This window comes from Aureimonas ureilytica (assembly GCF_001475935.1).
GTDB classification, from domain to species: domain Bacteria; phylum Pseudomonadota; class Alphaproteobacteria; order Rhizobiales; family Rhizobiaceae; genus Aureimonas; species Aureimonas ureilytica_A.
The window spans coordinates 1-26,538 of sequence record NZ_LDQA01000025.1 but is presented as its reverse complement, the minus strand read 5'-3'; the positions used below and the strand labels follow the sequence as shown (position 1 = coordinate 26,538).

26 protein-coding genes are annotated in these 26,538 nt (G+C 64.5%); 15 read left to right on the top strand and 11 right to left on the bottom strand.

Annotated elements, in window-relative coordinates; translation table 11 throughout:
- Positions 1-133: 133 nt before the first annotated feature.
- A complete protein-coding gene (locus NS365_RS11625) occupies positions 134-484 on the top strand; it encodes a hypothetical protein (protein WP_153003738.1) in 351 nt (116 codons plus the stop codon).
- A gap of 67 nt (positions 485-551) precedes the next feature.
- On the opposite strand, the gene NS365_RS11620 is transcribed toward NS365_RS11625, so the two are convergent.
- The 4 genes from NS365_RS11620 to NS365_RS11605 all read right to left on the bottom strand — a co-directional run bounded on the left by NS365_RS11620 (position 552) and on the right by NS365_RS11605 (position 4,974).
- Positions 552-875, bottom strand: coding sequence for a hypothetical protein (locus tag NS365_RS11620; RefSeq protein ID WP_058600455.1), 324 nt, complete (start codon positions 873-875; stop codon positions 552-554).
- 79 nt (positions 876-954) lie between these two features.
- A complete protein-coding gene (locus NS365_RS11615; protein ID WP_058600454.1) occupies positions 955-1,509 on the bottom strand; it encodes an SIS domain-containing protein in 555 nt (184 codons plus the stop codon).
- Between the two features lie 10 nt (positions 1,510-1,519).
- Positions 1,520-2,815 (bottom strand): L-rhamnose catabolism isomerase, encoded by a 1,296-nt coding sequence (rhaI, locus tag NS365_RS11610; RefSeq protein WP_058600453.1) that lies wholly within the window; start codon positions 2,813-2,815, stop codon positions 1,520-1,522.
- 77 nt (positions 2,816-2,892) lie between these two features.
- Positions 2,893-4,974, bottom strand: a complete 2,082-nt coding sequence (locus NS365_RS11605; protein ID WP_058600452.1) for a bifunctional rhamnulose-1-phosphate aldolase/short-chain dehydrogenase — start codon at positions 4,972-4,974, stop codon at positions 2,893-2,895.
- 190 nt (positions 4,975-5,164) lie between these two features.
- On the opposite strand from NS365_RS11605, the gene NS365_RS11600 reads away from it, so the two are divergent.
- The 10 genes from NS365_RS11600 to NS365_RS11555 all read left to right on the top strand — a co-directional run bounded on the left by NS365_RS11600 (position 5,165) and on the right by NS365_RS11555 (position 15,182).
- Positions 5,165-5,971, top strand: coding sequence for a DeoR/GlpR family DNA-binding transcription regulator (locus tag NS365_RS11600; protein ID WP_058600451.1), 807 nt, complete (start codon positions 5,165-5,167; stop codon positions 5,969-5,971).
- An 11-nt stretch (positions 5,972-5,982) separates the two neighbouring features.
- Positions 5,983-6,297, top strand: coding sequence for an L-rhamnose mutarotase (locus NS365_RS11595; RefSeq protein ID WP_058600539.1), 315 nt, complete (start codon positions 5,983-5,985; stop codon positions 6,295-6,297).
- 3 nt (positions 6,298-6,300) lie between these two features.
- A complete protein-coding gene (locus NS365_RS11590) occupies positions 6,301-7,698 on the top strand; it encodes an FGGY-family carbohydrate kinase (protein ID WP_058600450.1) in 1,398 nt (465 codons plus the stop codon).
- Entirely contained in the window at positions 7,695-8,639 is a 945-nt protein-coding gene (locus NS365_RS11585; RefSeq protein WP_244498432.1) for a helix-turn-helix domain-containing protein, read from the top strand. Before NS365_RS11590 ends, NS365_RS11585 begins: the two co-directional genes overlap by 4 nt.
- Before the next feature lie 109 nt (positions 8,640-8,748).
- Positions 8,749-9,837: an NAD(P)-dependent alcohol dehydrogenase gene (locus NS365_RS11580; RefSeq protein ID WP_058600449.1), complete on the top strand. Its 1,089-nt coding sequence runs from the start codon at positions 8,749-8,751 to the stop codon at positions 9,835-9,837.
- Positions 9,838-9,882: 45 nt separating this feature from the next.
- Positions 9,883-10,608 carry an SDR family oxidoreductase gene (locus NS365_RS11575; protein ID WP_058600448.1) on the top strand — a complete coding sequence of 242 codons (726 nt, stop codon included), beginning with the start codon at positions 9,883-9,885 and terminating at the stop codon, positions 10,606-10,608.
- Positions 10,598-12,106, top strand: a complete 1,509-nt coding sequence (locus tag NS365_RS11570; RefSeq protein ID WP_058600447.1) for a sugar ABC transporter ATP-binding protein — start codon at positions 10,598-10,600, stop codon at positions 12,104-12,106. The genes NS365_RS11575 and NS365_RS11570 overlap by 11 nt, the downstream gene beginning before the upstream one ends.
- Entirely contained in the window at positions 12,103-13,056 is a 954-nt protein-coding gene (locus tag NS365_RS11565) for an ABC transporter permease (protein WP_058600446.1), read from the top strand. The genes NS365_RS11570 and NS365_RS11565 overlap by 4 nt, the downstream gene beginning before the upstream one ends.
- A gap of 14 nt (positions 13,057-13,070) precedes the next feature.
- Positions 13,071-14,015, top strand: coding sequence for an ABC transporter permease (locus NS365_RS11560; RefSeq protein ID WP_058600445.1), 945 nt, complete (start codon positions 13,071-13,073; stop codon positions 14,013-14,015).
- Positions 14,016-14,078: 63 nt separating this feature from the next.
- On the top strand, positions 14,079-15,182 hold the full coding sequence (locus NS365_RS11555; RefSeq protein ID WP_058600444.1) for a substrate-binding domain-containing protein: 1,104 nt from the start codon (positions 14,079-14,081) through the stop codon (positions 15,180-15,182).
- A 42-nt stretch (positions 15,183-15,224) separates the two neighbouring features.
- On the opposite strand, the gene NS365_RS11550 is transcribed toward NS365_RS11555, so the two are convergent.
- The 3 genes from NS365_RS11550 to NS365_RS11540 form a co-directional block, all read right to left on the bottom strand.
- On the bottom strand, positions 15,225-15,965 hold the full coding sequence (locus NS365_RS11550; RefSeq protein WP_058600443.1) for a phosphatase PAP2 family protein: 741 nt from the start codon (positions 15,963-15,965) through the stop codon (positions 15,225-15,227).
- Between the two features lie 71 nt (positions 15,966-16,036).
- Positions 16,037-16,393, bottom strand: a complete 357-nt coding sequence (locus tag NS365_RS11545; RefSeq protein WP_058600442.1) for a DUF305 domain-containing protein — start codon at positions 16,391-16,393, stop codon at positions 16,037-16,039.
- Between the two features lie 3 nt (positions 16,394-16,396).
- Positions 16,397-16,729: a hypothetical protein gene (locus NS365_RS11540; RefSeq protein ID WP_058600441.1), complete on the bottom strand. Its 333-nt coding sequence runs from the start codon at positions 16,727-16,729 to the stop codon at positions 16,397-16,399.
- Between the two features lie 569 nt (positions 16,730-17,298).
- Here NS365_RS11540 and NS365_RS11530 point away from each other — a divergent pair.
- Both NS365_RS11530 and NS365_RS11525 read left to right on the top strand, forming a co-directional pair.
- Positions 17,299-17,964, top strand: coding sequence for a sulfite oxidase-like oxidoreductase (locus NS365_RS11530; RefSeq protein ID WP_058600439.1), 666 nt, complete (start codon positions 17,299-17,301; stop codon positions 17,962-17,964).
- A gap of 81 nt (positions 17,965-18,045) precedes the next feature.
- Positions 18,046-18,837 carry an SDR family NAD(P)-dependent oxidoreductase gene (locus NS365_RS11525; protein WP_058600438.1) on the top strand — a complete coding sequence of 264 codons (792 nt, stop codon included), beginning with the start codon at positions 18,046-18,048 and terminating at the stop codon, positions 18,835-18,837.
- A gap of 3 nt (positions 18,838-18,840) precedes the next feature.
- On the opposite strand, the gene NS365_RS11520 is transcribed toward NS365_RS11525, so the two are convergent.
- The gene (locus NS365_RS11520; RefSeq protein WP_058600537.1) at positions 18,841-19,743 is read right to left on the bottom strand and encodes a D-alanyl-D-alanine carboxypeptidase family protein; all 903 of its coding nucleotides are present in this window, start codon (positions 19,741-19,743) and stop codon (positions 18,841-18,843) included.
- 186 nt (positions 19,744-19,929) lie between these two features.
- On the opposite strand from NS365_RS11520, the gene NS365_RS11515 reads away from it, so the two are divergent.
- Entirely contained in the window at positions 19,930-20,775 is an 846-nt protein-coding gene (locus tag NS365_RS11515) for an oxidoreductase (RefSeq protein WP_058600437.1), read from the top strand.
- A gap of 15 nt (positions 20,776-20,790) precedes the next feature.
- Here the strand turns inward: NS365_RS11515 and NS365_RS23545 are convergent, their stop codons facing one another.
- Both NS365_RS23545 and NS365_RS11505 read right to left on the bottom strand, forming a co-directional pair.
- Positions 20,791-21,549, bottom strand: a complete 759-nt coding sequence (locus NS365_RS23545) for a cell wall hydrolase (protein WP_343286841.1) — start codon at positions 21,547-21,549, stop codon at positions 20,791-20,793.
- Positions 21,550-21,645: 96 nt separating this feature from the next.
- Complete coding sequence (locus NS365_RS11505; RefSeq protein WP_058600436.1) at positions 21,646-22,623, bottom strand: malate dehydrogenase; 978 nt, start codon at positions 22,621-22,623, stop codon at positions 21,646-21,648.
- 370 nt (positions 22,624-22,993) lie between these two features.
- Between NS365_RS11505 and NS365_RS11500 the strand changes: the two genes are divergently transcribed.
- Entirely contained in the window at positions 22,994-25,180 is a 2,187-nt protein-coding gene (locus tag NS365_RS11500; RefSeq protein WP_058600435.1) for a TonB-dependent siderophore receptor, read from the top strand.
- A gap of 84 nt (positions 25,181-25,264) precedes the next feature.
- Here NS365_RS11500 and NS365_RS11495 read toward each other — a convergent pair.
- Positions 25,265-26,538: ABC transporter ATP-binding protein (locus NS365_RS11495; RefSeq protein WP_058600434.1), on the bottom strand; the 1,274-nt coding region annotated here is incomplete at its 5' end.

Here is a 26,538-nt window from a genome sequence, read left to right as displayed (position 1 = left end):
GTGATTTCGGGAGCGAGCGCCTTGCTTCAGCCCACGCAAATCTCCTGTCCATCGGGAACCTTTCACTTCAGTATCCGTTGATGGATCGAGAGCAAAACGCTCGGATCAGCAAGATCACATGGAGTCGATCGGCATGAAGAAGACACTTTTGGTTGCCGTTTCTGCGACGATGCTCCTGAGTGGCGCGGCCTTCGCGCAGTCTTCGGAAACGACCAATCCAGTTCCCGGCACCAGCGCGGGCGAGAATTCGGCGGTCCCGGCTGGCGCTGCCAGCACCGTTACCACCAATCAGGACGCTCCCAAGGCCGACACATCCGCGGCCGCGACCTCTGTTCCTGTTCCCGGCAATACGAGCGGCATCGACAGCACGCAGCCCGTGCGTAAGCCCATGACGTCTGGCGACGCAACTTCGGTTCCGACCGAGACCAACAACCCCGTCCCAGGCACGAGCGCGGGTGAGAACTCTACGGTTCCCGCGAAGTAAGTTCGGATAGTCACCAAACGAGAAGGGCGGCCTCACAGCCGCCCTTTTTTTTGCCGGCCGCACCGCATCAGTGATGAGCGTGAGCGGTCTTCTCTGCATTCCGTTTGCGCGTTTCCGCCGCCTTCTTGGCTGAGGCCGAACGCTCGGCGGCGCTCCGTGATGCGCTCGCTTTACCGCCCTTCTCGCCACCCTTGTGCGACGACGCGTGCGTATCGGGATGGCCGCGCCCCGATCCGCTCTTGTTGCCTCCGCCGCTGTCTTTGTTCACGGTGGCCCAAGCCCGGCGCTCCGCTTCCGCCTCGGGTACGCCGCGCTCTTCATAGCCATCCGCGATATGCTCGGCCTTTCGCTTCTGCTTGTCTGTGTATTTCGACTTGTCGCCTTGGGGCATGATGACCTCCCAGCTCGCTTGAACCTAAAGGCGACAACTGGAAGGCTTTGGGCCGGTTCCCCATCGGGTCTTGGCGGAGCTACTCCATATTTGTGTGCCGGGCGCGCATCGTCTCGCTGGACTCCCCCAGCAAGGTCTTCAGCTTCAGCACCATCACTTCGAACAGAACGAAGAGCGCGCCCTCGAAAAGCGAGCCCATGGGCAGAACCGAGGAAGCATTGGCGCCCTGATCGTCCGCCATGGTTTGGGCCGGTATGGTTAACACATGATCGGCCAAAGCGGGCACGCGGCCGGAGGGCTGCGCGGTGACGACCACGACCTTCGCGCCGGCCGCCTTCGCGACGCCGATCAGCGCCAGAGACGTCGAGATTTCGCCGGGCCCACACACAACGAGGAATACATCCCCCTCGCCCAGAGCCGGTACCGTCATGTCGCCCACGACCGAGACCGACCGGCCGAGGTGGAACAGGCGCATGGCGAAGCCCTTGAGCTGAAGCCCTTCGCGCCCGCCCGCATAGGTGCAGATATGACGCGCATTCGCGACGAGCCGGCAGGCTTCGTCCACTTGCGCGTCATCGATGCCGGACACGGCGCCGGCAAGCTCATCGATCGCAGACCGATACAAATCGCTCATGTCTATCCCCTCAGACGATGCCGCCGCCAGAGCCGCGCGAAGCCGGGCGTTCCTGCGACACACGCTGCCGATAGCCGCTCGTGCGGTACGCGGCGATCGGATCGATGGCGCCGCCTGCCTCCAGCCGCGCCTTGGCGAGGATCGGCTCCACATCGAAGCGGAAGCCGGCTTTCAGCGTTTCGGAGGCCATGAGCGCGTCGTTCTCGTCCTGAAAGCCGCGCAGGGCCGCGCGATCCACCAGCAGCGCCTGCGCATAGGCGCGGCGGATTTCGCCGGCCGTGCGGATCAGGCTTTCGATCGGGTCGGTGACGTTGTGCGACTGGTCGATCATGTAGGACGGCCCCAGCGCGTCCAACCGTGCGCCGGCTTCCACCAACTCATTGAAGACGAGGAAGAGACGGAACGGATCGATCGAGCCGGCGTCGAGATCGTCGTCGCCATATTTGGAATCGTTGAAGTGGAAGCCGCCGAGCTTGCGCGAGTGAATGAGCCGAGAAACGATCTGCTCCATATTCACATTCGGTGCGTGGTGTCCGAGATCCACGAGGCAGAAGGCTTTCTCGCCCAGTTCCACCGCCGTCAGGTAGCTCGTGCCCCAGTCTTGCACCACCGTCGAATAGAACGCCGGCTCGTACATCTTATGCTCTGAGAAGATGCGCCAGTCGGCGGGCAGACCCTTCGTGATCTCCTTCATCGCACCCAGATAACGCTCGAAGGCGCGGCCGAGATCGCTCTGCCCGGGGAAGTTCGACCCGTCACCAATCCAGACGGTCAGCGCCTTGGAGCCGATCGCTTCGCCGATCGATACGGTTTCGAGATTGTGCTCCACGGCTTGCTGCCGTACCGCTGCGTCCGTATGCGATAGTGAGCCATACTTATAGGACAGTGGCTGGCTGGGATCGTCCGGGTGATCCTGAAACGTATTGGAGTTCATCGCATCGAAGCCGAGCCCCAGTTCCTCGGCCTTGGCGCGCAGGTCGGCGGGGTCGGCCTTGTCCCAGGGGATATGCAGCGAGACGGCGGGGGTGGCGCGGCCGAGGTCGTTGATCACGGCACAGTCGTTCAGCTTCTCGAAGATGCCGCGCGGCTCGCCGCCGCCCGGAAAACGAGCAAAGCGCGTGCCGCCGGTCCCGACGCCCCAGGAGGGAACGGCGACCGTGAAGCCCGCGACCTTCCGCTTGATGTCGTCGATCGCAATGCCGCGTCGGTCCAGTCGCGCACCGAGCGCGGCGTAGTCGGCCTCCAGTGCCTCTTGGAACTGCTCGTTGCTCTTGTCGATAACGTCTCGATCGATCCGTGCGGCCATGCGCCGTCCTCCCCTGCCTTGGTGAAACTGCCCGGCCTCGTCTCCCGGCCGGGCGTGGTCTCTGGTTTCGGTGCCGATCAGCGCGTGAACGAGATCTGGTTGCCCGCGTCCACATTCATGATATTGCCGGTGGACTTGGCCGACAGGTCGCTCGCGAGGAAATAGACCGCTTCCGCGATGTCCTCCGGGAAGACCGAACGCTTCAGGAGCGAGCGCTGACGATAGTGCTCCTCCAGCTGTTCCTCGCCGATCTTGGAAGACGCCGCGCGCTGCTCGCGCCACTCGCCGCTCCAGATCTTGGAGCCGCGCAGCACGGCGTCGGGGTTCACGGTGTTCACGCGGATGCCGGCCTCCGCGCCCTCCAACGCGAGACAGCGCGCCAAATGGATTTCCGCAGCTTTAGCCGTGCAATAGGCGGACGCGCCGGCGGACGCCGCCAGACCGTTCTTCGAGGCGATGAAGACGATGGAGCCGCCAAGCTTCTGCCGGCGGAACAGTCGGAAGGCCTCGCGCGAGACGAGGAAATAGCCGGTCGCGAGAATGTCGATATTGCGGTTCCAGACCTCCAGCGTCGTCTCCTCGATCGGCGAGGCCGAGGCGATACCGGCGTTGGACACGAGAATGTCGAGGCCACCAAATTCCGTCACGGCATCCTCGAAAGCCTGTGCGACCGCCGCCTCGTCGGTGACATTGGCGATGACGCCGCGCACCTGATCGGCACCGAAGCGCTTGGCGAAGTCGGCCCTTGCCGCGTCCAGCGCGCCGGCATCGATATCGGCCAGCACCACGCAGGCGCCCTCGCTCATCAGCCGCTCGGCCGTCGCACGGCCGATGCCGCCGGCCCCACCCGTCACGAAGGCGATGCGCCCGGCCAGCGATTTGGGCTTGGGCATACGCTGCAGCTTGGCCTCTTCCAGAAGCCAATACTCGATGTCGAAGGCTTCCTGCTCGGGCAGGCCCTGATAGGTGTCGACGCCGGATGCCCCGCGCATGACGTTGATGGCATTGACGTAGAACTCCGAGGCGATGCGCGCCGTCGCCTTGTCCTTGGCGAACGACAACATGCCGACGCCCGGAACGAGATAGATCACCGCGTTCGGGTCGCGGATCGCCGGGCTGTTGTCGTGGCGGCAGCGCTCGTAATAGGCGCGATAGCCCTCGCGATAGGCTTCTACGGCCGCATCCAGACCGCCGACCAGAACATCCAGATCGCCGTTGTACGGCAGGACGAGCGGGCGGATCTTGGTGCGCAGGAAATGGTCGGGGCAGGATGTGCCGAGCGCGGCCAGCTCGTCCAGCCGGTTCGAGCCGACGAATTCGAGAACGGCCGGCGAATCGTCGAAATGGCCGATCTTGCGCTCTTCGACGCCGATCCGCGCGCGGATTTCCGGCATGAGCCGCGCCGCGACCCGCCTGCGCTCGGCCACATCACGCGCCGGCGATTTCTCACCACCAAAGGCCGGCTTGCCGGCCAGCTGTCCATCGAACCACTCGATGGCGCGATTGATGATGCGAAGCGTCGTCTCGTAGCAATCCTTCGCGGTCTCGCCCCAGGTGAACAGCCCATGGCTTTCCAGGACGACGCCCCTGGCCTGTGGGTTTTCGGCCGCAAAGCGCGAGAGGTCGAGCCCGAGCTGGAAGCCCGGACGACGCCAGGGCAGCCAACCGAGCTCCTCGCCATAGATGTCGCGCGTCAGCTCGCGCGAGCGCCCGGTCGCCGCGATGGCGATCACCGCATCGGGATGCATGTGATCGACATGGGTGTACGGGAGATAGGCGTGCAGCGGCGTGTCGATGGAGGATGCGCGCGGGTTGAGATTGAAGGTGCAGTGACTGAGCAGGCCCACCATCTCGTCCTCATGCTCCGGCCCGCGATAGATGCCGCGCAGCTGCTCGAGCTTGGACTGGTAGAGCGTCGCGAAGCCGTCCAGCTTCATCGTGCCGACATCGCCGCCCGAACCCTTGACCCAGAGGACGGTGACGGTCTCACCGGTGAGCGGATCGCGTTCTTCGACCTTGGCCGAGGTGTTGCCACCGCCGTAATTGGTGATGCGCTTGTCCGAGCCGAGAAGGTTCGAGCGATAGAGCAGCCGCTCCGACTCGCTCATGCCCGCCGCCTTGGCGTCGTCCCAGCGATTGTCCAAAAGCTTGGTGGTCATGGGCAGAAGCCTCCTCCTTCGGCAGCCGCGAAAGCCTCTCGCGACGACGCGAACCATCCGCTCGCAATCCCCATCTGTCAACAGGATCGATCAAGTTCGATCATGTTGCGCTGCACAATGATTATTCCTGATCGAAGATGATTGACAGAGGGCCGATAAGAGCGGAACTTCGGGTTCGGGAGGACTGGGAATGCACGAGCGGGAGCGTCATCGCATGATCCTGAGCGCTATCGAAGGGCGCTCGGTGGCGACCGTTCAGGACTTCGCAGCGCTGACGGGCGCTTCGGAGGCGACGGTCCGCCGTGACATCGCGCTGCTCGATTCGCAGAAGAAGCTCAGGCGCGTGCGGGGTGGCGCGGAGGCCCTGAAACAGGCTTTGCCTCGCGCCGTCTCCGGCGAAAGCTTCGGCACGCTCCAGACCCGCAACGCGTCGCAGAAGCTCGCCATCGCCCGCGAGGCCGCGCGCCTATGCGAGGATGACAGCGCCATCATCATCAATGGCGGCTCGACCACGTTCGGCATGGTGCATTACCTCACGGGGCTCCGTCTGCAGGTGCTGACCAATTCCTTTCCGATCGCCGAGCATCTCCTTCAGCATTCGCAATGCGGCGTCCTGCTGCCGGCGGGCGCGGTCTATCGCGAGCAGGGCCTGATCCTCTCGCCGTTCGACGCGGACGGGATCGCGCATTTCCGCGCAAGGCGCATGTTCATGGGCGCGCAGGGCATTTCGCCGCTGGGCTTCGCAGAATCGGACCCGCTCATTATCCAGTCCGAACAGCGCCTCATGCGGCAGGCCGATGAGCTGGTGATCCTGGCCGATGCCAGCAAATTCGCCGATCGGTCCAGCTTCATCATCGCGCCGCTGGAGCGGGCCGACATCCTCATCACCGACGAGCGGATCGACGACCGCTCCGCCGCCATGATCGAAAGCGCGGGGCTTCGCCTGATCGTGGCGGTGCTGGAGCCCAAGGGCGAGCCACCGAGGAGCGAGTCATGAGCGCCGACAGCGTGGAAACCTACGCCTTCCGTATGCGGCTTCACCCTCATCGGGAGGAAGCGTACAAAGCGCGCCACGATGCCATTCCGGCCGAACTCGTCGTCCTGCTGCGCGAGGCCGGCGTCAGCGACTATTCGATCTTTCTCGATCCCGAGACGAACTGCCTCTTCGGCGTCCTGAAGCGCCCGCGCGATCACGGCATGGCGGCCTTGCCGGACCATCCCGTGATGCAGCGCTGGTGGGCCGCGATGGCCGATATCATGGACACCCATTCCGGAAATGAGCCCGTGGCCGTGCCGCTCGTTCCCATGTTTCATATGGATTGAGCCATGAGCGATGCGCCCCGCTTCGTCGCCGTCGTCGATATCGGCAAGACCAATGCCAAGCTGGTGCTGCACGACCTCAGCGAGCGGCGCGACCTCGCTGTCCGCTCGCGCCCCAACATCATCCGGCAAGACGGTCCCTATCCGCATTACGACACGGATGCGCTTTTCGCCTTTCTGATCGAAAGCCTCGCCGCCTTCTCAACCGAGCACAGGCTGGACGCCATCTCGATCACCGCGCACGGTGCTTCGGTCGCTTTGATCGGAGGCGAGGACCTAGCCCTTCCCGTGATCGACTACGAGGCGCCGCTGGAGGGAAGCGAAGCCTATGACGCGATCCGGCCGGACTTTGCCGAAACGCTATCCCCCGCCATGGCGAACGGATTGAATGTCGGGCGTCAGCTTTTCTGGCTCCAGACCCGCTTTCCCGAACGCTTCGCCGAGACTCGGCACATTCTCACCTACCCACAATATTGGGCCTATCGGCTGACGGGCGTGGCCGCCTGCGAGGCGAGTTCGCTGGGCAGCCACACCGATCTCTGGTCGCCCGAGCGCGGTGACTTCTCCTCGCTGGTTGATCGAATGGGCTGGCGGGCTCTGTTTGCGCCGCTGCGCAGCGCCTTCGATCGTTTGGGTCCGTTGAAGTCGGACCTTGCCGAACGGATCGGCTTGGGGGGGCAAGAAATCCCCGTCTTCTGCGGCATTCACGATTCCAACGCATCGCTTCTGCCTCATCTCCTGACGCGGCAGGCCCCTTTCGCCGTCCTGTCCACGGGAACCTGGGTCGTCGGATTCTCCATTGGCGGTGAACCGAAACCTTTCGATCCCGACCGGAACATGCTGGCCTATGTCGATGCCTTTGGCCGCCCGGTGCCCTCGGCCCTGTTCATGGGCGGGCGCGAATTCGACATCCTGACGGGCCGCTCGCCGGAAACGCCGGGAGACGACGTGGTGAACGCCGTAATGGCGCGCGGGCTGATGGTGACGCCGCCGATCACAACGGGAACTGGCCCATTCCCGCACGGCCAGGGCGGTTGGTCGCACCCGTCTCACAACCTATCGGCGGCCGAGCGTACCGCCTCTGCGAGCCTTTACGTGGCTCTGATGGCCCATGAAAGCCTTACGTTGATCGGCGCGGCAGGACCAACCATCGTGGAAGGGCCGTTCGCGCGCAACGCGCTGTTCCTGCGGGCGCTCGGAGGCCTGACGGGTCGGCCGGTTTTCGCACCGACGCAGGGCACGGGCACCAGCGCGGGCGCCGCGCTTCTGGCGTCGGGGCGCGACGGCGCGAAGCCACAAGGGTCTGATGAAACGTCGCTAGCGCTCGCGTCTTTGCCGGGTCTGTCCGACTACGCGGCGCGCTGGCGCGAGCGGCTGAATGCGATGGAAGGGATATGGCCATGAGCATGTCCGCGTCACGCGCGCTTATGCTGGAGCCGACGCCACCGAACGGGCCGGCCTTGGAGGTGATTCTTTGCGGACCGCGCGAGTCCTTCCGCTGGGCCACGCATGATTATCCGCATCACCTCGCCAAATGGCACTGCCACCCGGAATACGAGTTGCATCTCATCCGTGAGAGCTCCGGCCGCATGATGATCGGGGATCATGTCGGCCCGTTCGAGGCCGGGAGCCTGATCCTGACCGGGCCGAACCTCCCGCACAATTGGGTCAGCGCCATCGAGCCCGGCACAAGCTTACGCGAGCGCGACGTGCTGGTGCAGTTCAGCGGCGAGATCGCGGATCGTCTGTCCCACGCCTTCGCTGAATTCGCCGAGGTCGCCGCCCTGCTGCAGGAGGCGGCTTTCGGCGTCGAGTTCATCGGCGAGACGGCCGAACGAGGTCGCAAGAAACTTTGCGACATCGGCGAGTTGGAAGGCCCGCATCGACTGCTCGCATTTCTGAGCCTGATGGCAGACCTCGCCACCCGCCGGGCGGAACGGCGCACGCTATCGAGATGCGCGCCCGCGCTTGGCCTTCACACCAGCGCCTCGCGTAAGCTGGAGCGCGTGATCGCGTTTCTGGGCGCGCATTTCCGCCGGGACATCGCGCTGCAGGAAGCTGCGGATGTCTGCAACATGGAGGCGACGGCCTTCTCTCGCTTCTTCAAGCATCAGACCGGACACAATTTTTCGGCCTATGTGAACCATCTGCGCGTGCAGGCCGCCTGTCAGCTTCTCGCCACCAGCGACAAGTCGATCACCGATATCTGCTTTGAAACCGGCTTCAACAACACTGCCAATTTCAACAGGCGATTCTTCATGGTCTGCGGGGAGACGCCCAGCGGTTACCGGGCAACGACACGCCGTATCCAGCGCCCTCCCCTGATGCAACGCGCAACAGCCTAGCCCGGAGAAACGCAAGAAAGTTTGGAAACCCGCCTGAATCGGTGTCGCGATCCGCGACGAGGCTGCATAGCATCCATTCCAACACTGCATGACAAGGAGAGGCCATCGGATGTCTTCCGTCGCCCCTGTTCCCACGGTCGATCCGACCGACCAGCGCGCCCTCGTGCTCGAAGCCAAGGACCAGCTTTCGCTTCGCGACTTCCAGTTGGACGAGCCGCTCGGGCCTCACGACGTTCGCATCGCCATCCACACGGTCGGCATCTGCGGCTCTGACGTGCATTATTATACCCATGGCGCCATCGGCCCCTTCGTGGTGCGCGAGCCCATGATCCTCGGCCATGAGGCCTCCGGGATCGTGACCGAGACCGGCTCGGCGGTGACGACGCTGAAAGCCGGCGACCGCGTCTGCATGGAGCCCGGCATTCCCGATCCGAACGGGCGCGCGACGCGGCTTGGCCTCTACAATCTCGATCCCGCCGTGCGCTTCTGGGCCACACCGCCGATCCATGGCGTGTTGCGCCCGAGCGTCGTGCACCCGGAAGCCTTCACCTTCAAACTGCCCGATAACGTGACCTTCGCTGCCGCCGCCATGGTGGAACCCTTGGCGGTGGGCGTTCATGCCGTTACCAAGGCCAAGGCCGCGCCCGGACATATCGCGGTCGTGATCGGCGCCGGACCGATCGGCCTCGTCACGGTGCTCGCCGCGCTCGCAGGCGGCTGCGCGCATGTGATCGTCAGCGATGTGGACGACACGAAGCTCGAGATCGCTCGCAAGCTCGGCTCGGTCTCCACTGTCAACGTGTCGCGCGAAAACCTCGCCGAGGTCGTGAAGGCCCGCACCGAAGGTTGGGGCGCGGATGTGATCTACGAATGCGCCGGCTCCGAACGGGCGATCGCCGATATTTTCGAACCGCTCTGCCCCGGCGGCGTGGTGGTCTTCGTCGGCATCCCGCTGTCCAACCCCGCCTATAACGTGTCGGCCGCCATGCTGAAGGAAGCGCGGGTCGAGCATGTGTTCCGCTACGCCCATGTCTTCCCGCGATGCGTGGCGATGCTGGCCTCCGGCGCGATCGACGTCTCGCCCCTCATCACGCGGACCTATCCGTTCGAGAAGAGCGTCGAGGCGTTTCAGGACGCCGCGTCCGCCCCCAAGGGCCAAGTCAAGATGCAGATCACCATGGGTCTCCCCGGCGCATAGCGCCGGCCTGCCGGCCGCGATCACGAATGCTTTGGGAGGAGCCCTATGAATTTCGAAGGTAAGACCGTCATCGTCACGGGCGCAGGCAAGGGCATCGGCCGGCGCACGGTGGAGCTTCTGACGCAGCGCGGCGCCAAGGTCGTCGCGCTGTCCCGCTCACAGGCCGATCTCGACAGTCTCGCGGCCGAGACGGGCGCGCGCGGCTTCAGCGTCGATCTCGGCAACGCCGCGGAGACACGTCGGATCACCGCCGAGGCCCTGCCGGCCGACATGCTGGTCAATTGTGCGGGCATCAACATTCTCGAGCCGTTCCTGGAGATGAAGGACGAGTCCTTCGACACGGTTCAGGCCGTGAACGTGCGCTCGGCCGCCATCGTCTCGCAGGTCTTCGCGAGGGATCTGGTCGCCCGAAAGGCCAAGGGCGCAATCGTCAACGTCTCGTCCATCTCGTCCTTTCTCGGCTTTCGCGATCACGCCGCCTATTGCGCCTCCAAGGGCGCGATGGACGGGCTGACGCGGGTCATGGCGAACGAGTTGGGGCCGCACGGCATTCGCGTCAATTCCGTTGCGCCCGGCATTACCTTGACCGATCTCGCCCGCGTCGCATGGGAAGCGCCGGAGAAGGGCGGCCCCATGCTGGCACGCACCCCGATCGGTCGTTTCGCCGAAACCGAGGACGTGGCGGAGGTCATCCTGTTCCTCTTGAGCGACGCGGCGGCCATGCTGACCGGCGTGACGCTGCCGATCGACGGAGGCTTCCTTGCCAACTGACGCCGCGCCCATCATCGCGCTGCGTGGCGTCGAGAAGTCCTTCGGCCCGGTCCAGGTGCTGCGCGGGGTCGATTTCGATCTGCGCGCCGGCGAGGTCCACGCTCTGATGGGCGAGAATGGCGCGGGCAAATCCACCATGATCCGTCTCATGTCGGGGGCCCATCAGCCCAATTCCGGCACGGTGGAAGTGGACGGCGCGCCCGTACGCTTTTCCGGTCCCGGCGAGGCGAAGGCGTCCGGCATCGCCGTCGTGCATCAGGAGCTCCTTCTGTTTCCGGCGATGACGGTGGCTGAGAACATCTTTCTCGGCCATGCGCCCAGGACCGGGCGCGGCCTGATCGACTGGAACGAGATGCGCCGCAAGGCGCGCGCCATTCTGGATCGGCTCGACTGCCCCGATCTGGACGTGGACGAGAAGGTCTCCCGCCTCTCGGTCGCCAACCGGCAGCGCGTCGAAATTGCCCGCGCCCTGTCGCGCGACGCGCGCGTTCTCATCATGGACGAGCCGACGGCCGCGCTCGCCGAGGCCGATGTGCGCCGGCTGCTCGATGTCGTGCGCTCGCTGCGGGCGGAAGGCGTCGGCATCGTCTATGTCAGCCATCGCATGAACGAGATTTTCGAAATCTCGGACCGCATCACGGTGTTGCGCGATGGCAAGACGATCGACACGCGCGCCGCCGATGACGTGACCGAAGCCACCCTCGTGTCCATGATGGTCGGCCGCGACATTCACCAGCTCTTCCCCAAGGACACGATTCCGCTCGGGGAAACGGTGCTGGAGGTCAAGAACCTCGCTCATGCCGGCAAGGTCAGCGACGTGTCGTTTTCCGTGCGCGCGGGCGAGATTCTCGGCATTGCCGGTCTCGTCGGCTCGGGGCGAACGGAGCTGGCCCAAACCATCTTCGGCGTGACGCCGGCGACCTCGGGCGACATCCTGATCGACGGACAAGCGGTCACGGTCGGCAGCGTGCGCGAAGCCATCGCCCATCGTATTGCCTATGTCCCGGAGGACCGCGCCCAGCACGGCCTCGTGCGCCCGCAGACGATCCGCGAAAACGTGTCCATGGCGATCCTGAACCGGCTGACCCGGCGCGGCGTGGTCGATACCACGCGCGAAACGGCGATCGCAGCCGACGCCATTCAGCGCTTCGCGATCCGCGCGCGCGGCCCCGGGCAAGTCGTGGCCCAGTTGTCGGGCGGCAATCAGCAGAAGGTGGTGATCGCCAAATGGCTCGCCACCGATCCTCGCATTCTCATTCTCGATGAGCCGACGCGCGGCGTCGATGTCGGCGCCAAGACCGAAATCCATAAACTGATGAACCAACTCGCCGCCCAAGGGCTCGCCATCATCATGATCTCCAGCGAATTGCCAGAGGTGCTCGGCATGAGCGACCGCGTGGTGGTGATGAATGGCGGGCGCATGTCCGCGATTCTGCCACGCAGCGAGGCGACGCCAGAGATGGTCGGCGCGGCCATGATGACGGGACACGCCGCATGACCGGCCCTTCGCTTTCCCGCCGCCTGTCCGGCTCGGGGCAGGAAATCCTGCTGCTGCTGGCCATTGTCGCTCTGTTTCTCGTCGTCGGCTGGCTCAACCCGCGCTTCGTCTCGCAGAACAACCTGACCTCGATCTTCGTCGGCAATGCCTATATCGCGGTCGCGGCGATCGGCATGTCGATGGTCATCATCTCCGGCCATATCGACGTGTCCGTCGGCGCGCTGATCGGGGTTTTGGCGACGGTCAGCGGCCTTCTCGTCACCAACGGCTATCCCGTCTGGGTGGCCTGGCTCCTGCCCGTCTTGATCGGCGGGGCGGTCAATGCGCTGCTCGGCGCCGTCATCGCCTATCTCAAGGTGCCTTCGATCATCGCGACACTCGCCATGCTCTCGATCCTGCGCGGCGGGCTCATCACGGCGACTGGCGGCGCCTGGATTTCCGGTCTGCCACCGGAGTTCCAGCTTGCGCAATTTCGCCTTTTCGACATCCCCTCGCCCGTCTGGTTCATGGTGGTGATGACGATCGTCGCGGCTTTCCTGCTGCGCTCCACCGCCTTCGGGCGCTCGATCTATGCGGTTGGCGGCAATGGCGAGGCGGCAGAGGCCGAGGGGATCCCCTATAACCGAACGATCGTGAAGGTCTTCACCATTCACGGCATGATCGCTGGGGTATCCGCCATTCTCTTCGCGACGCAGCTTCAGGTGATCCAGTCCACCGTTCCGAACGGGCTCGAACTCATCATCATCACGGCTTCGGTGGTCGGCGGCGTCTCGATCTTAGGCGGTATTGGCACGGTGACTGGCTCGACGCTGGCGGCCATTCTCTTCGCCGCGATCGGCTCGTCGCTGATTTTCCTGAACGTCTCGGCCTACTGGCTGCGTGCGGTTCAGGGCATTCTAATCCTTGCCACCGTGCTGATCGACATGGCGCGGCGCGGGCGGACGGGCTGAGGGGGGATATCATCATGGCTCTTCGCTCCCTTCTCCGCCACGAGGCGCTTCTGGCCCTCATTCTCGCTGTCGCGCTCGCCGTTCTGGCGATCGACAACGAGCGCTTCTTCACCGCAGCCAACCTACTCAACCAGGGTCGCCTAATGACCGAGGTTGGGCTGATCGCGGTGGTGATGACCTTTGTCATCATCACGGGCGGCATCGATCTCTCAGTCGGCTCCATCCTTGGCCTCTGCGCCATTCTGGTGGGCGTGTTCTGGAAGACGCTCGGCTTGCCCCTGCCCGTTGCCATGGTGCTCTGCCTCGTGGTCGGCACGCTCGCCGGCTTCGTGAACGGGCTGATCGTCACCCGCTTCCGCGTGCCACCTCTGATCGCGACGCTGGCGACGCTCGCCCTTTATCGCGGTCTGGCGGAAGGCATCAGCCAGGCACAGTCGATCCGCGGCTACCCGTCCTGGTTCTTCGTACTGGGTCAGGGCAATGTTCTGGGCGTGCCGACGCAGCTCTGGCTTCTCGCCATCGTCGCCCTCGTCGGCTTCTTCATCCTGCGCTTCACGGCCTTCGGCCGCGCCACCTATGCCATCGGCAACAACGAGATGGGCGCGGAGTTTTCGGGCATCGACGTGGTGCGCACGAAGCTTCTGATCTACTCGGCTTCGGGCTTCGTGTCGGCGCTTGCCGCCCTTGTCTTCGTGTCTCGCGTCTCCACCACGCGCTCGGACATGGGCACGGGCATCGAACTCGACGTGATCACTGCGGTGGTTCTCGGCGGCACCTCGATCTTCGGCGGGCGCGGGCTCGTGGTCGGGACGCTGATCGGCCTGTGCCTCGTGCAGGTTCTGAAGAACGGCCTCGCCCTGTCGGGCGTCAAAGGCGACGGCACGATCGTCATCATCGGGTTCGTGCTGATCGCGGCCGTTCTCGTTTCCAATCTTCTTCGTCGCTATTCCAGCGATTGAGAGTGGCCTTCGGCCCCTCGGGAGGGGGTCGGTTCACAACCGTTCCATTTGGGAGGACTAACAATGCGCACCATGCTCGCCCTGCTTCTGGGCACCAGCCTTCTCACCGCTCCGGCCATGGCGCAGAGTGCCTGGACCGGCGGCGACGGCGCGCCGGCCAATCCGCTCGCCTGCGACGCCTCGGTCACGCCCGTTCCCCCTGGCGAATACAATGGCGGCACGCCGACCGGCGCGCCCGATCGCAAGGGCAAGCCGCTCAAGGTGGTCGATATTCCGAAGCTCGTCGGCGTCGGCTATTTCAACTCGACCGCCCAGGGCATTCAGGAAGCCGCCAAGGAAACCGGCTCGATGACCGTCACGACCGACGGTCCGACCAAGGCCAATATCGACGAGCAGATCACCTTCATCGACAATTACATCACCTCAGGCGTGGACGGCATTCTCTTCGCCGCGAACGATCCGGTGGCCATCGCGCCGGTTCTGAAGCGTGCGCTGGAAGCCGGCATCAACGTTGTCGGCTATGACGCGGATGCGGAAGCCGATGCGCGCCAGTGGTTCGTCAATCAGGCGCAGCCGAACGGCGTGGCCAAGGCGCTCATCGATCAGCTGGCCTCCGAAGTCGGCGAAGACGCCTCCTTCGCCATCGTCACCTCGACCTTCACGACGCCCAACCAGTCCCGCTGGATCAGCGAGATGCAGGGCTATGCCGAGAAGTGCCACCCGAAGCTGAAGTTCCTGGAGACGGTGGAAGCGCAGGAGGACAACATCCTGTCCTTCAACCAGGCGCAGACGCTGATCAACAAATATGGCGACGAGTTGAAGGGCATCCTCGGCATGACCTCGGTCGCGACGCCCGCCGCCGCCGAAGCCGTTCAGCAGAACAAGCTCTGCGGCAAGGTGTCGGTGGTCGGCCTCGCCCTGCCCAACGCGATGAAGCCCTATATCAACGGCGACTGCATCAAGTCGACCGTGCTTTGGTCGACGGTGGATCTCGGCTATGCGGCAGGCCTCGCCATGCGCGCGGTTGCGGACGGCACGTTGAAGCCGGGTGACACGAGCTTCAAGGCCGGGCGTCTGGGCGATCTCCAGATCGTCAACCAGAGCCAGATTCTGCTCGGTGCGCCGAAGGTCTTCACCAAGGCCGACATCAACAACTTCGACTTCTAAGACCGAACATGGCGCGGCTTTTCGAAGCCGCGCCACCTAGCCTCAATCCGATGGCTCGACCTGACCGCGATGCTGAAGCCAGCGCGCCATGAGCAGGCAGAGAAAGGCCCAGGTCGCGCCGGCGCACCAACCGGCCAGAACGTCGGTGGGGTAATGCACCCCAAGATAAACCCGGCTCGCACCGATAAGCAGCGTCAGCACCACCGCGAGGCCGATGAAATAGGCGCGCATGACGAAGCGCTCTTCCGTTCGCGCCAGGAGCGCGCCGAGCGTCAGATAGGTGACGGCCGAAAGCATGGCGTGCCCGCTCGGGAAGGACAAGCTGTGAACGTCCACGAGATGGCCGACGACATCCGGCCTTTGCCGGTCGAAGAAAACCTTCAGCACATTCGACAAAGCCGTTCCGCCCACCACCGCCCCGAAGACGAGCAGCGCAGCGGCGCGCTTGCCGTTGAGCAACAGATAGGCGACGGCCGCGACGAGGATCATGGTCAGGACGGTGTAACCGCCGAGGGCGGTGATGTCTCGAAGCGCCGCTTCGAGCCAGAACGGGCCGATCGGATCGTCCGGTCGGCCGGGCTCGCGCAAGGCGCGCAGGATCGCGTCGTCGAAGGCGTGCGTATCCCCTTCCCGCACCTCGCCGGCAATGGACAGAAATCCGAACAGTCCGCCGGACAAGCCGACGAGCCAAAGCAGGAGCTTGGCTTCGATCCGACCAAGAACCGGCAGTCGGCGAAAACGGGACGAAGAGGGCGCGTCGGGCGCGGTCGATCGATCGGTCATGCCAACGAGATATAGCCGGCTCTCCAACCGGCGAGAGGGAGAGCCGGGCCTTGGCCCGGCTCCCGCAGAATTTATTGCGCGCCCTTGCTCTTCAGCCAGTCACGCAACTCGCCGATCTCGCGCTCCTGCGAGGCGACCACATCCTCCGCGATCTTGCGGATCGTCGGATCGTTCTCGCCGCTGGCGAGATAGGCTTTGGCCATGTCGATCGCGCTTTGATGATGCGGGATCATCATGCGCGCGAAATCGACGCCCGGCTGGCCGGACATCGGCATGGACGACATGTCCGCATCCATGCGCTTCATGGCCTTCATGTAAGCCTGCGAGGCCGGCGAGTGCGCGCCTCCATGGGCGGAATGATCCTGCGCCAGCGCCGGAGCGCCTACGATAGCGGGCAGGATGGTGAGAGCGATCAAAATACGCTTCATGGTTCAAGCCGCCATCTTCCGGCATTCATCCGCGCAATGGCGGCAGGCCGCGACGCAGGCGTCCATATCGCCCACACGCTCGCAATCATCCGCGCAGGCTGCACAGATTTCGGCGCAGGCCGCGCAGGAATGCCGATGAGCGTCCGTGCCGAGCAGCATCAGATGCGCCGACGCCCGGCACATTTCCGCGCAGGCGAGCATCAGCCGGAAATGCGCGGGCTCCGTATGCGGGCCGCCCGCCTCCAGGCAATGATGCGAGGCGGAGGAGAGGCAGGTCTTGTAGCAATCGAGGCAGGCGTCGATGCAGGCCTGCATATCCATTTTCATGGGGTTCATGGTGAAATCCTTCGAATGGCGGGGGTTCGCCCGGCGTCGGTGTGGCGCTCGAGGTCTGGACCGGGAATAAAACGGGGCTCGAAGACTTTCAGGCTCGCGGCGGTGGCGCGAGAACGGGCGGCGTCACCCCGTGCGGGGCGATCTGGAGCACAAGCGGCATGCGAGCCGAGCGCATAAGCGGCCTTGCCGCGGACAGGAGCGCGACCGGCGCGACCGGCACGCAATGAAACAAGCAGCATAGGCTGTCCACAGCAGAGCCCGGAGAGGTTCCATGATGGTCCGAGAGCATGGTGGCTTCGGCGCAGGGCTTGGCGGAATGAATCTGCGCGTGACCGCCTGTTGGAAAGCCCGCCGCCGCCAGCAGAAAGGCCAGCACCATGAACAGGCGAAGGCCGCAGCCGTTGAGTGCTGCGGCTTGAGAGCGTGATCTCGAGAGGGCTCGCGCGAAGGACATCGGGTTCAGACTTGTCGCGGTCCCGCTCGAAATCAAGCAGCCATCTTGGTCACATGACCCTTGCCATGCCCTTCAAAATCGCCACGTCATCCTCGAAACAGGAGCGCAGAACGGCATGAGCGAACCCAACGATCCCGACCATCCCGACACCAAGCTCACCCGTACCAAGGAAAGCTGGGCGCGCGAGGGGCGCTTCCTGACGGGCCGCCACGCCCGCCCCGAGACGGAACGTCTGCCGCCGGGTCAGCATCTCGTCAAGAACTGGCCGGTTCTCGATCTCGGCCTTCTGCCACAGGTCGATGAAAGTCAGTGGAAACTGACGATCAACGGAGCGGTGGAGAATGTGCAGGTCTGGGATTGGGCCGCCTTCCAGGCGCAGCCGCAGAGCGAGGAGGTGACGGATATTCACTGCGTCACCACATGGTCCCGCTACGACAATCACTGGAAAGGCGTATTGACGCGCGATCTTCTGGAAATCGTGAAGCCTAAGCCCGAGGCCGGCTTCGTTGTCCTGTCCTCCTACGATGGATACACGACGAATCTCTCTCTTGAAGATTTCGCCGCGCCCGACGCGATGCTCGTACACGCATGGGAGGGTCAGCCGCTGACGGCCGAGCATGGCGGCCCGGTGCGCCTTATGGTGCCGCATCTCTATTTCTGGAAAAGCGCGAAATGGCTGCGCGGCATCGAGTTCCGCAACCGCGACCAACCCGGATTCTGGGAGGTGCGTGGCTATCATAATCGCGGCGACCCCTGGGCCGAAGAACGCTATTCGGACTGATCCGAGGCTGGTCTTCCTCAGCCGCCCGCCCCACACTCCCCTACGCCGGCGGCAACGCCGGGCATGGGAGGGAGAGATTCGATGGATATGGGCTTGGGCGGCAAGGTTGCCGTGATCACCGGCGGATCGGTCGGCATCGGGCTGGCGGTGGCCGAGGCGCTGGCAGCGGAGGGCGCACACGTGCTCCTCGTCGCACGTGGAGCCGAGCGGGTCGAGGCGGAAGCCGCGCGCATCGCCAGCCAATATGGCGTCGAAGCGATGGGTCTTGCGGCCGATGTCGCGACGCCCGAGGGCACGGCAGCCGTGATCGATGCCGCACGGACGCGGTTCGGCGGCGCGGACATTCTGATCAACAACGCGGGCACCGGCTCGAACGAGACGGTGATGGAAGCGCCGGACGAGAAATGGCAGTCCTACTGGGACCTGCATGTCATGGCCGCCGTGCGTCTGGCGCGCGGGATCGCGCCACAGATGAAGCGGCGCGGCGGCGGGGTGATCCTGCACAATGCCTCGATCTGCGCGGTGCAGCCGCTCTGGTACGAGCCCATCTACAACGTCACCAAAGCCGCCTTGATGATGTTCTCCAAGTGCCTCGCGACGGAGCTGATTCCCGACAACATCCGTGTCAACTGCATCAATCCCGGCCTGATCCTGACGCCCGACTGGAAGAAGACGGCACGTCAGCTGACGGAGAAGTCGGGCGGCGACTGGGAAGGCTATCTCCAGGGCGTCGCCGACGAGCACGCCGCCATCAAGCGCTTCGGCTCGCCGGAGGAACTGGCGAATTTCTTCGTGTTCCTCTGCTCCGACAAGGCGAGCTACTCGGTTGGCTCGACCTATTTCGTCGATGGCGGAATGCTGCGCACGGTTTGAATCTCAGGTCGCCGGGCCGAGATAGGTGTCGATCAACTGCTCGACTCTCATATCCCGCGCCCGGCCCGTCTGCCCGCCGATGACCACGACGATGACGCCCCGACCGTTGCGGCGCGCGGAGGCGACGAGGTTGAAGCCCGAGGCGTTGACGAAGCCGGTCTTCATTCCGTCGACGCCCGGAACGCGGCCGAGGAGCTTGTTGGTCGAGACGTAATGCCGGCCGGCATAGTCGAAGCTCTCCGTCGAGAAGAGCGGCACGAAGCCGGGGAAGCGCTTGCGGATCTGAAGCGCCAGCACCGCCATGTCGCGCGCGGTCGAGATCTGAAGATCGTCCGGCAGGCCCGAAGGCGTCACGAAGTTCGAGCGGCGCATCCCGATTTCGCGCGCGGTCATGTTCATCCGTCGCGCGAAGGCTTCCTCGGACCCGTCAGCGAGGTTCTCGGCCACAACAGTCGCGACGTCGTTGGCCGACTTCACGGCCAGCGCATACATGGCATCGCGCACCTTGATCGTGGAACCGGGGCGCAGGCCGAGCTTGGAGGGAGGCCGCGAGGCGGCATGGGTCGAGACGACGAGATCGGTGTCGAGCGTCACGCGCTTGGCCTCGATCGCCTCGAACAGGAGGTAGAGCGTCAGAAGTTTGGACAGGGAGGCGGGATGGCGCAGCCCGTCCGGATCGTCGCCGAAGAGCACCTTGCCCGAATCGGCGTCCACGACGATGGCCGAGCCCGCGCGCACCGGCACGATCTCGCCATTGCCGACCTGGAAAGCCGGTGCCTTCGACTGCACGGACAGGCCGGCCGCCAGATCGTTGCGCGATAGATCGACGGACTGGCATCCAGCCAGACCAAGGGCCAGGAAAGCCGCGACGAGGCGGGTCGAGACGCGGGCGGAGATGAACGACACAGGAACGTCCGAGAGGCTGGCGCGCACGAGAGATCGCGCGGCGCATAAGGTTGCGCCCGGCCGATGTCCGGGCGTTGCAAATCAATCCGAGGGTGGTCCCTTCATGGTTTCGTTCCAGTTAAGCCGAACGACAGTCGGCCGGGCAAACCAACCCGCTGCGCCGTTCTCTCACAGAGGAATTGTTCCATGTCATCGACGCAAACGCCCGTCTGGTTCATCACAGGCTGCTCCACCGGCTTCGGCCGCGAACTGGCGAAGCTGGTGCTGGATCGCGGCTGGAACGCCGTCGTCACCGCGCGCGACAAGTCGCGTCTTTCCGATCTGACGGAAGGACATGGCGAGCGCGCGCTGGCTGTCGATCTCGACGTGACGGACGAGCAGGCGATCGACGCCGTCGTGAAGGAAGCGGAAGCGCGGTTCGGTCGGGTCGACGTTCTCGTCAACAATGCCGGCTATGGCTATCAGGCCTCGATCGAGGAAGGCGACGCCCAGGAGATCCGCGATCAGTTCGACGCCAATGTCTTCGGCCTCTTCGCCATGACGCGCGCGGTGCTGCCCATGATGCGCCGGCAGGGCAAGGGCCATATCCTGAACCTCACCTCGCAAGCGGGCTTCATCGGGTTTCCGGGCTCGGGATACTATGCCGCGACGAAACACGCGGTGGAGGGCTTCTCGGATGCGCTTCTGGCCGAGGTGAAGCCGCTCGGCATTTCCGTCACCTGCGTCGCGCCCGGCCCGTTCCGCACCGACTGGGCGGGCCGTTCGCTGCGCCAGACGCCGAACCGGATCGAAGCCTATGCGCCTACGGCGGGCGCGCGGCTGAAGGGCACGGCCGACATCAGCGGCAAGCAGGCGGGAGATCCCGTGCGCGCCGGCGAGGCGATGATCCGCGTGACCGAGATGGCCGAGCCGCCGCGCCATCTCGTGCTCGGGCGCATCGCTTATGACGGCGTCACGGCAAAGCTGCGCGAGCGCCTCGCCGAAATCGAGCGATTGAAGAGCGAAAGCCTGTCGGCCGATTTCCCGGAATAAAGGACTAGCGGCGGATCAGCCGCCGTTCTCCTGGATCAGCTCTTCGATCGACATGTCCGGGAGGGTCGCCTCCCGGCTGGGCGGTGGCGGTAGTCTGCCGCCGCGCCCGGCCGCCATCTGGCGCGCGATGCGGCTGGTCTGCGTCGGCGTCGTCATGATGGCGGGGGCCGGTGTCTGGGCGGCCGCAATGGCGGCGGCCGCGCGTTCGGGCGGGTTGTAGGGCATCCGCCCTTCCCGCTCGGCACGCTCGCGTTCGGCCACCATGAACTGCGTCTGGGTGGCGTCGCGCCGCTTCTCGTAGAAGGCGTTCCCACCTTGGATCGTCAGGTAGTTCATGTTCTTATAGGGGTAGGAATAGCCCGCGGTATGAAAGAACATGGCCTTCTGCACCCGCGAATGGCGCTCGCCGTGCAGGACGCGCCGCGCCGTGCGCTTGGCGAGATCGCCGCCCCGGCCCATGGGCTTGGTCAGAACGCCCGGCGCGAACTGGTTGGGCTGGCCGACGACGCCGCAAACCGATTTGGGATAGCGGCCTGATTCCAAACGGTTCATCACCACCGTGCCGACGGCCATCATCCCCTCCTCGCTGGAGCGGTTGCTTTCGAAATACATGGCCCGCGCGAGGCACTCTTCCGAGCTCATCCCCGGCTGGACTGTGGCGCAGCCGCCGGCCGCCGCCAAGCTTCCCAAGGCCAGACAGAGAAGGATGGAGCGGCTGGAGGGCATGAGATTTCCGAAGGCGATGTGACCCAGAAGCCCCAAGTCTCGCAGCATAGGCTTAACGAGCGGTTGTCACCCGCCGAGAACGCGAAAGGGCGCCCCGCGAGGCTCGCGGAGCGCCCTTCCCAAATCCGTAAAAACGGGCGGAAGTTAGAGGAGAGCCGAGACGGCTTCGCGCTCTTCCACCAGTTCGGCCACCGTGCGATCGAGCATCTGCTGGGCGAACGCATCGAGCTTCAGGCCCTGAACGCGCTCATAGGAACCGTTCGAGCAGATCACCGGGACGCCGGCCATGACGCCCTCGGGGATGCCGTAGGAACCATCCGACGAGATGCCCATGGAGACCCAGTCGCCGTTCGAGCCGGAGATCCAGTCGCGCATGTGGTCGATGGCGGCATTGGCCGCCGAAGCCGCCGAAGACGCGCCGCGCGCTTCGATGATCGCCGTGCCGCGCTTGGCGACGGTCGGGATCAGCGTGTCCTTGTACCAGGCTTCGTCGCCGATCACCTGCGGCAGCGGCTTGCCGTCGGCGGTGGCATTGGCCCAGTCGGCGAACATGGTCGGCGAATGGTTGCCCCACACGACGAACTTTTCGATCGCATCGACGCTGACGCCCGCCTTCTTGGCGAACTGCGTCAGGGCGCGGTTATGGTCGAGCCGCAGCATGGCGGTGACGTTCTCGGTCGGGAAATCCTTGGCGTTGGCGGCCAGGATCATGGCGTTCGTGTTGGCCGGGTTGCCGACCACGATCACCTTGGCGTCGCGCTTGGCGCCCTCGTTCAGGGCGCGGCCCTGGGTGCGGAAGATCTCGGCATTGGCCGAAAGCAGATCGCGGCGCTCCATGCCCTGCGTGCGCGGACGCGAGCCGACGAAGAAGCCGGCGTCGATGTCGCGGAAGGCGGTCGCCGGATCGTCCGTGATGGTGACGCCCTGCAGAAGCGGGAAGGCGCAGTCTTCGAGTTCCATGACGACGCCTTGAACGGCCTTCTGGGCCTGCGGCAGGTCGAGGAGCTGAAGCACGACGGGCGTATCCTTGCCGTAGACGTCGCCATTGGCGATGCGGAACAGCAGGGAGTAGCAGATCTGACCGGCCGCGCCGGTGACGGCGATGCGTTTGGGCTGCGTCATGGGAATACCTTTCGCTCCTGGCATGGGACCCGCGTGGTCTGCGGCAGCCACTAGCGCGATTGACCTTGCCGATCCATGACGAAAACCGGGAAAAGCCGGCCGATTTGCAGAAAAACCGATTCAAAATGCCGGGCCGGCCAACGCCCGTCGGATCAAACCGATTGAAGCGCGCCGACGTCCGGGGCGTTGGCGGCACTTCTCAAGCCCCGTGCGAATCGGCGTAGCGCTGCCGAGGGGCAAATTGGAACGTTTCGAAATCGCGTGTTGAATCCGTCACATATCGTTGTGGGAATTCGATCGCGCAGAAAACATGACTCCTTAGATCATGTTCATAGCCGTAAGGTGCAGAAACTTTCTGTTGGAGTTTTGCATGGGTTCCCTCCCCTCCCTTCGCCGCGCGCTTCTGGTCGGCTGTGCGCTTTGTTCCTTGCCGGCTCCCGCCATCGCGCAGGAACCTGTCGTCCTCGAGACCGTCACCATCGATGGCAATGGCGGGGCGGGCAGCGGCCTGTCGGGGGGCACGGGGCCTGTCAACGGCTATGTGGCCAAAGCCACCACCACGGGCTCCAAGACCGACACGCCGCTGATCGAAGTGCCGCAGTCCGTTTCGGTGATCGGGCAGGAAGAACTCGCCGATCGGGGCGTGCAGAAGGTGGACGAGGCGCTGCGCTATACGCCCGGCGTCTTCGCGCAGCCCTTCGGCAACGATACCGATACGGACTGGATCTATATCCGGGGCTTCAACGCCACGCAGTCGGGCGTCTATCTCGACGGACTCAATCTCTATTCCTACGCCTTTGGCGGCTTCATCATCGACCCGTTCCTTCTGGAGCGCGTCGAGGTGCTGCGCGGCCCGGCCTCGGTTCTTTACGGCGGCAGCAATCCCGGCGGCGTGGTGAACTCCGTCTCCAAGCGCGCGACGGGTGATCGCATCCGCTATGTCGAGGGGGGCATCGACGGCACGCCCAACGGCTACGTGGCCTTCGACCTCGCCGACAAGCTGACGAATGACGGCGCCTGGAGCTACCGTCTACTCGGCAAGGTGAAGGGCGGCGACACCGACACCGACTACGCCAAAAACTTCCGTGGCCTGATCGCGCCGAACCTCACCTACGCGCCGGACGCCGACACGCGTTTGAACCTCTATCTGAACTACCAATATGACGACCAGAACCATGTGAACGGGTTCCTGCCCTATTTCGGCAGCGTCGTGCCCGCGCCCTTCGGTCGGATCAGCGAGCATCTCTTCTATTCCGAGCCCGACCTCGACAAATTCCTCAATCGGCAGATTCTTCTCGGCTACGAGTTCGAGCACAAGACGGCCGACGGGGTGACGCTGACCTCCAACACGCGCTACGGCCACGACCAGCGCAACGAATACGGACCCTATTTCTTCGGTTGGTACGATTCCGCTTCGGGCTTCGGCGGCTTCGAGAAGCCGGTCGGCCCACCCTACCTCCTGAATCGCCTCAATTTCGCGCATGACACCGAGGTCGATACGTTCACGACCGACAACCGCGCGAGCGTCGAGTTGGATACGGGCGCTGTGAGGCACACGCTGATGGCGGGAGTGGATTACAAGTTCTTCCGCATCGACCAAGTGCAGGCCGTGGGCGCGGCCTCGCCGCTGGACCCGACCAATCCGGTCTATACGAACCGTCTGGCACCGCTTTACGCGCCCTATTTGAACGAGGTGATCGACCTCAATCAGCTCGGCGTCTACGCGCAGGATCAGGCGAAGTTCGGAGACGGATTCATCCTGACCCTCAACGGGCGCTATGACGGCGTGTGGATCGACCGCGACGACCGCTCAGCGGCGGACGCGGATTACGAGACCCGCAACGGCTCTTTCAGCGGGCGCGCGGGTCTCGCCTATGAATTCGCCAATGGGATCGTGCCCTATATCAGCGCCTCGCGCTTCTTCAATCCGCAGATCGGAACCGATGCCAGCGGCAACGGCGTCGTGCCGGAGGAAGGCGAGCAATACGAGATCGGCATCAAATACGCGCCGAGCTTCATCGACGGCGTGTTCACCGCATCGCTCTTCGACCTGACCCGTCGCAACACGCTCCAGTCGGTCGCGCCCTTCTTCATCCCGCGCACGGTGGGCGAGATCAATTCGCGCGGTGTCGAGCTGGAAGGCAAGGTCAATCTCGACCCGAACTGGCGTGTGACGGGCGCGTTCACGGCCTTCGACCTGACGATCGAAGACGACGCCGACGCCTCGGTCATCGGCAAGCGCCCCTATCTGGTGCCGGAGATCATGGCCTCGCTCTGGCTGGACTATACGGTGAAGGGCGGCTCGCTCGACGGGCTGTCGCTCGGCGGCGGCGTGCGTTACCAAGGCGATTCCTTTGCCGACAACGCCAACACGCTGAAAGTGCCGGACGCGACTGTCTTCGACGCGGCGGTGCGCTACGACCGCGAGACCTGGGGCGTATCGCTCAACGTGAACAATCTTTTCGACAAACGATATGTCGCGGGCTGCCAGACCTCCGTCACCTGCGGCTATGCCGAAGGGCGCTCGGGTCTCCTGAAGGCGCATTTCAACTTCTGACGGCAAGCGTCTGGTAAGACGACAAAAGCGGCGGCTCCTCTTGGGGCCGCCGCTTTTATGATGCTCGATTCTAGCGTCGAAGTCTTATTCCGCCGCCTGCCGCTCGTCGTTGAGGATGCCGTGCTGCGCCTCGACCAGCCGGCGATAGCTCCCCTCCCGCGCCATCAGTTCATCATGGCTGCCCTCTTCAAGAAGGCGCCCGTCCGAAATGACGACGATGCGATCGGCATGGCGGATGGTGGAAAGGCGATGGGCGATCACCAGCGTTGTGCGCCCTTCGGCGAGTTCTTGAAGCGAGGCCTGGATCATGCGCTCGGTCTCCGTGTCCAGCGCCGAGGTCGCCTCGTCGAGGATCAGGATGTCCGGGTTCTTCAGGAACATGCGGGCGATGGACAGGCGCTGCTTCTGGCCGCCCGACAGCTTGACGCCGCGCTCGCCCACGACCGTATCCAGCCCCTGCGGAAGCGCCGCGATCGTCTCGCCGAGATGGGCCCGCTCGACGGCGCGCAGGATGTCGACTTCCGAAGCATCCAGCCGGCCATAGGCGATATTCTCGCGCACCGTGCCGCCGAACAGGAAAACGTCCTGGCTGACGACGCCGACGCGGCGGCGCAAGGAGTCCTGCGTGACCTCCCGCACATCCATCCCGTCGATCAGGATCGCGCCCGAGGTCACGTCATAGAAGCGCGGCACCAGCGAGCAGATCGTGGTCTTGCCCGCGCCGGACGGGCCGACGAAGGCGACGGTCTCGCCCGCGCGAATGGAAAGATCGATGCCCTTCAAAACCGACCCACGCGAGGGATAACCGAACTCCACGCCGCAAAACTCGACGCGGCCAGCGCCCGCCGGCAGCGGCACGGCGCCCGGCGCGTCCGCGATATCGGGCTCGGTGTCGAGAAACTCGAGATAGCGCCGGAAGCCGGCGATCCCCTTGGGATAGGATTCCAGAACGGCCGCGATCTTCTCGACCGGGCGGAAGAAGACGTTCACGAGAAGCAGGAAGCCGACGAAGCCGCCATAGGACAGATCACCCGAGATCACGAACCACGTGCCGGCGACCATGACGATGATCTGCGTCAGGCGCATGGACAGGTAGTTCAGCGATTGGCTGAAGGCCATGATGCGATAGGCGTCGAGCTTGCGCGCCCGGTAGCCCTGATTGTTGACGGCGAAGAGCGCCGTCTCGTGGCCTTCATTGGCGAAGCTCTTCACCACGCGGATGCCGCCAACATTCTCCTCGATGCGCGCGTTGAAGTCGCCGATGCTGCCGTAGATTTCGCGCCACGTCGTCGTCATCCGCGCGCCGTAATGGGTCGTCGCCCAAGTGCCGATCGGCACGATCACGGCCGTGATCAACG

Excerpts from the sequence above, each read along its gene's own strand:
- NS365_RS11625 (WP_153003738.1), top strand. The coding sequence starts at position 134 with ATGAAGAAGACACTTTTGGTTGCCGTTTCTGCGACGATGCTCCTGAGT.
- NS365_RS11620 (WP_058600455.1), bottom strand. The coding sequence starts at position 875 with ATGCCCCAAGGCGACAAGTCGAAATACACAGACAAGCAGAAGCGAAAG.
- NS365_RS11615 (WP_058600454.1), bottom strand. The coding sequence starts at position 1,509 with ATGAGCGATTTGTATCGGTCTGCGATCGATGAGCTTGCCGGCGCCGTG.
- rhaI (WP_058600453.1), bottom strand. The coding sequence starts at position 2,815 with ATGGCCGCACGGATCGATCGAGACGTTATCGACAAGAGCAACGAGCAG.
- NS365_RS11605 (WP_058600452.1), bottom strand. The coding sequence starts at position 4,974 with ATGACCACCAAGCTTTTGGACAATCGCTGGGACGACGCCAAGGCGGCG.
- NS365_RS11600 (WP_058600451.1), top strand. The coding sequence starts at position 5,165 with ATGCACGAGCGGGAGCGTCATCGCATGATCCTGAGCGCTATCGAAGGG.
- NS365_RS11590 (WP_058600450.1), top strand. The coding sequence starts at position 6,301 with ATGAGCGATGCGCCCCGCTTCGTCGCCGTCGTCGATATCGGCAAGACC.
- NS365_RS11585 (WP_244498432.1), top strand. The coding sequence starts at position 7,695 with ATGAGCATGTCCGCGTCACGCGCGCTTATGCTGGAGCCGACGCCACCG.
- NS365_RS11580 (WP_058600449.1), top strand. The coding sequence starts at position 8,749 with ATGTCTTCCGTCGCCCCTGTTCCCACGGTCGATCCGACCGACCAGCGC.
- NS365_RS11575 (WP_058600448.1), top strand. The coding sequence starts at position 9,883 with ATGAATTTCGAAGGTAAGACCGTCATCGTCACGGGCGCAGGCAAGGGC.
- NS365_RS11565 (WP_058600446.1), top strand. The coding sequence starts at position 12,103 with ATGACCGGCCCTTCGCTTTCCCGCCGCCTGTCCGGCTCGGGGCAGGAA.
- NS365_RS11560 (WP_058600445.1), top strand. The coding sequence starts at position 13,071 with ATGGCTCTTCGCTCCCTTCTCCGCCACGAGGCGCTTCTGGCCCTCATT.
- NS365_RS11555 (WP_058600444.1), top strand. The coding sequence starts at position 14,079 with ATGCGCACCATGCTCGCCCTGCTTCTGGGCACCAGCCTTCTCACCGCT.
- NS365_RS11550 (WP_058600443.1), bottom strand. The coding sequence starts at position 15,965 with ATGACCGATCGATCGACCGCGCCCGACGCGCCCTCTTCGTCCCGTTTT.
- NS365_RS11545 (WP_058600442.1), bottom strand. The coding sequence starts at position 16,393 with ATGAAGCGTATTTTGATCGCTCTCACCATCCTGCCCGCTATCGTAGGC.
- NS365_RS11540 (WP_058600441.1), bottom strand. The coding sequence starts at position 16,729 with ATGAACCCCATGAAAATGGATATGCAGGCCTGCATCGACGCCTGCCTC.
- NS365_RS11530 (WP_058600439.1), top strand. The coding sequence starts at position 17,299 with ATGAGCGAACCCAACGATCCCGACCATCCCGACACCAAGCTCACCCGT.
- NS365_RS11525 (WP_058600438.1), top strand. The coding sequence starts at position 18,046 with ATGGATATGGGCTTGGGCGGCAAGGTTGCCGTGATCACCGGCGGATCG.
- NS365_RS11515 (WP_058600437.1), top strand. The coding sequence starts at position 19,930 with ATGTCATCGACGCAAACGCCCGTCTGGTTCATCACAGGCTGCTCCACC.
- NS365_RS23545 (WP_343286841.1), bottom strand. The coding sequence starts at position 21,549 with ATGCTGCGAGACTTGGGGCTTCTGGGTCACATCGCCTTCGGAAATCTC.
- NS365_RS11505 (WP_058600436.1), bottom strand. The coding sequence starts at position 22,623 with ATGACGCAGCCCAAACGCATCGCCGTCACCGGCGCGGCCGGTCAGATC.
- NS365_RS11500 (WP_058600435.1), top strand. The coding sequence starts at position 22,994 with ATGGGTTCCCTCCCCTCCCTTCGCCGCGCGCTTCTGGTCGGCTGTGCG.